Origin of the sequence: Defluviimonas sp. D31 (genome assembly GCF_033436765.1) — a bacterium.
Classification (GTDB): Bacteria; Pseudomonadota; Alphaproteobacteria; order Rhodobacterales; family Rhodobacteraceae; genus Albidovulum.
The window spans coordinates 1-3719 of sequence record NZ_JAWQFN010000049.1 but is presented as its reverse complement, the minus strand read 5'-3'; the positions used below and the strand labels follow the sequence as shown (position 1 = coordinate 3719).

At 57.4% G+C, this 3719-nt stretch carries 3 protein-coding genes; 1 reads left to right on the top strand and 2 read right to left on the bottom strand.

Going from position 1 to position 3719, the window contains the following annotated elements; genetic code table 11:
• Positions 1 to 575 precede the first annotated feature (575 nt).
• Positions 576 to 1280, top strand: a complete 705-nt coding sequence (locus R5H32_RS20740; RefSeq protein ID WP_318340536.1) for an IS6 family transposase — start codon at positions 576 to 578, stop codon at positions 1278 to 1280.
• A 184-nt stretch (positions 1281 to 1464) separates the two neighbouring features.
• Here the strand turns inward: R5H32_RS20740 and R5H32_RS20735 are convergent, their stop codons facing one another.
• Both R5H32_RS20735 and R5H32_RS20730 read right to left on the bottom strand, forming a co-directional pair.
• The gene (locus R5H32_RS20735) at positions 1465 to 3054 is read right to left on the bottom strand and encodes a phospholipase D family protein (protein WP_318340535.1); all 1590 of its coding nucleotides are present in this window, start codon (positions 3052 to 3054) and stop codon (positions 1465 to 1467) included.
• Between the two features lie 268 nt (positions 3055 to 3322).
• The coding region (locus R5H32_RS20730) for an IS5 family transposase (protein ID WP_318340534.1) at positions 3323 to 3719 on the bottom strand (397 nt) is incomplete at its 5' end.

Below are 3719 nucleotides of genomic sequence, written 5' to 3'. Positions count from 1 at the left end.
CGGCCGCGAATTCGAAGCCGACATCGCGATCTCAGACATCCGTTTCTACGCCGCGAAAGAGCCGATCTGACACGACCGGAAATGGTCTGTTTTTTGCCCGGTGTCGCCGGTTACCGAGGTGGATTCCAAGGGGTGGATTCCGGCCAAACTGGATTCCTCGGTGGATTTTACTGTTTTGGTCAAAAATCCACTCTGAAAGACTGCAGACACGACGCAATTATCTGTAAATAAAAACCTTATTGAGGTTTGCGTCGCGGGTGGATTCCGGGTGGATTCCCCGGTGAAATCCACTGTCGCTGGCGATCTTCTGCGCTCAGCCCCCCGCATACACATGGGCCAGGGAGGAACCCTCGGAGGGGNTTATTGAGGTTTGCGTCGCGGGTGGATTCCGGGTGGATTCCCCGGTGAAATCCACTGTCGCTGGCGATCTTCTGCGCTCAGCCCCCCGCATACACATGGGCCAGGGAGGAACCCTCGGAGGGGGCTAACGCAAAACGCCCGGAGCGATGTTCTCCGGGGGCTCTGTCAGAGGAACTGGGCTTGAGGCCGGGCAGGGCGCTGGATAGCGTTTTGGGATGACCAAACATTCGCGCTTCCGGTACTTTAAAACGTCGCCCGAGATCATCCGGCTGGCCGTGATGATGTACATTCGTTTCCCTCTGTCACTTCGCAATGTCGAGGACCTGCTGCACGAGCGGGGCATCGACATCTGCCACGAGACGGTCCGGTATTGGTGGCATCGGTTTGGCCCGATGTTCGCGGCAGAGATCCGAAAACGGCGCGTCGAGGGCATGCGGTCGAGCCGCTGGCGCTGGCATCTCGACGAGGGGTTCGTGAAGATCAACGGCGAACTTCATTACCTGTGGCGAGCCGTCGATCATGAAGGTGAGGTTCTCGAGAGCTTCGTGACCAAGAAGCGTGACAAGAAAGCCGCCCTGAAATTCTTGAGGAAATCACTGAAGCGGCACGGTAGAGCCGACGAATTCGTGACTGACCGTCTGCGCTCTTATGGCGCCGCGCTCGGTGTACTCGGCATTGTCGATCGCCAGGAAACCCGTCGGTGGATGAACAACCGAGCGGAGAACTCGCACCAGCCATTTCGAAGGGGGGAGCGGGCGATGCTCCGCTTCCGGCGGATGCGAACGCTCCAGAAATTCGCATCCGTCCACGCCTCGGTCTACAACCTCTTCAACACGGAACGCAGCCTCCACCCACGCGCCAGTTTCAAACGAAATCGTGCCGCCGCTCTTGCCGAGTGGCGTGGTCTTTGCGCGGGTTAAGGGAAAGCTATCCTGTCCTTGTGGAGACTGGTTCGCATTCGTCTGCCAGCACCCCTCGGAAGCATGATGGACCCTCGCATCAGGGGGGTCCCGTTTGGACGCCGATCACCCCAACACAGGGGTCCTTATTCCACGCCGATCAACACACCAGGCCCGCTCAACGGGGTTTGCTCTGACAATGCCGTCAAAGCTGCTTGCCGAAAGGCAACACGCCGTAAACGCGGCTCTTGAATAACCGCCAGCCCGATGAAGTTGGCTCATCGCGGTACAAAACACTCACGCCATCGTCTTCCAGGTACGTCAGCCAATCAATCCCCCCGGTTTCATCGAGCTGAAGCTTGAACGCATTTTTTCTGAGGTGCCGCTTGAAAAACGGGAGCCATTCCCTCGCAAGAACGGGCGACTCGATCAGTATACCCATTTCATTGTTCAACCAGACAGAACGTGGATCCCAGTTGAAAGACCCCACAAAGAGATAAGACTCGTCGAGAATGAAAGCCTTCGTATGAAGTGACGACTGCGACAAGCCCAGTCCCAACCGTTCGCGGTCTTGGCGTTCAGCGTCCGCTCGGAGTTCGTAGAGACTGACACCGGCTGAGAGCAAATCCTCGCGCGAACGGGCATATTTTCCATAGACTGGCAATACGTCAGTCGAATCCACGGAGTTCGTCAGAATGTGGACATCGACCCCGCGAGCACTCAGCGCCGAAAGATAATCGACGCCTCTCTGGCGTGGAACGAAGTATGCAGATGAAACGTATAGGCTCGATCTTGCGCGGTCGAGATAAGGCAGCAGTTGTCCCGCGACGAGAGTCTCCGCCTCGGCCTCACCAGCGGCTTTTTCCGGCGGATCTGCAATCAGCTTTGCGGGGACCCATGTCAGGTCGAGGCGTGAGCTCCCAATTCTTTTGCGCGCATCCTTTGTCAGAGAACTCCCGAAGGACGATTTCTCGGCCGCATTCGCAAGCGAAGACAGGCGTGTCATCGCTTCTTCAAGTGTCAGGTCATTACGACGGTCCTGTACCGCGACGCTTACCGGCACGGCGTAGGTGCTGTTCCAGTAGTCGTCAAAAGTGCGCGAAACTTGACCCGCGACCGGGCCGGCAACCAAAACATCCAGGTCGTTATAATTGCTGTCCTCTTCGGCTGCGAAATACTCGTTCCCGATATTTCGTCCTCCGACAAGCGATAAGACGGCATCACCTGTCATGGACTTGTTGTGCATGCGTCGCGTCACGCGGTTGAATTCAAAAAGCGACGCGACATTCTTCCCAAAGCCTCGCTTGAAAGGATTGAACAGACGGATTTCGATGTTGGGGTGCTTGTCCAAAGCGGCCGACATCGCGTCGTATTGCGCGACGTCCATATCGTCGATTAGCAATCGAACCCGAACGCCCCGTTCGGCCGCCTTCACAAGGCTCCATGCAAAAAGATGCCCGGCCTCATCATTGTGCAGGAGGTAATATTGCGCGTCGATAGTTCGCTCGGCTTTTTCTGCTATGGCAAGCCGCAACTCAAGAGCCTCCGGACCATCCGCAACGAGTTTAACACCGGTGCGCCCATCTCTCGGATCACCCGCACGCGCAACCGCGCGCGCCAGAAATGTACCCTCCGTGTTCTCAAGCGACCGCGTTACCGTCTTTGTGTAGTCGCCGGGCCCTGTGGCACAGGACGCCAGAAACAAAGCCATGACGGCGAAGAGAGCAGTCCGGCATATGCCAAGCTTTCCTAAGGGCGTGACCGGCTTCGTGAAACGCGACTTGGCAGATTGCATGGTGCCTTCTTTCCTTGAAGTTATTCAGGACCGTAGTTTCTTCAAACTTTTCACATCCGTGAGGAAATACAAGCAACGTCACAAGAGGCGGTCAATCGGCTCATATGGTGTGACCGCCACCCGAAGGCATCGGTGTGCCAAGGTGGGTTTGCGATGATCCACAAAGCAGAGCGGTCATGTCGGAGATTATCACGGTCGGACTCGATTTGGCGAAAAATGGGCGGTGTCAGAGGAACCTGGCTTGCGGCGAGGCAGGACGCCGACTAGGTCATGTTGACAATTGGCGGAGCCAGAGGCGGATCGAGGTTATGTCGATGAAGCCCAGGAAGCTTTCGGCAGTCTTGTCGTAGCGGGTGGCGACACGGCGGGCGTTCTTGAGCTTGTTGAAGCAGCGCTCGACGAGGTTGCGCAGCCGGTAGAGTGTGCGGTCGACGGCCACGCGCAGCTTGCGGGTCTTGCGCATTGGGATGACCGGCACCACGTTGCGAGCCTCCATGGTTTTGCGAACTCTGTCAGAGTCATAGCCGCGATCGGCGAGGAGAACTGACGGTTCGGGCAGGTTGTCGGCCATGACCATGTCGAAGCCAAGGTAATCCGATGTCTGGCCGGGCGTGATCTCGGACCTCATGGGCAGGCCCGCACCGTTGACGCGGAGGTGGATCTTG

Coding starts and splice junctions, on each gene's coding strand:
- R5H32_RS20735 (WP_318340535.1), bottom strand. CDS start 3,054: ATGCAATCTGCCAAGTCGCGTTTCACGAAGCCGGTCACGCCCTTAGGA.
- R5H32_RS20740 (WP_318340536.1), top strand. CDS start 576: ATGACCAAACATTCGCGCTTCCGGTACTTTAAAACGTCGCCCGAGATC.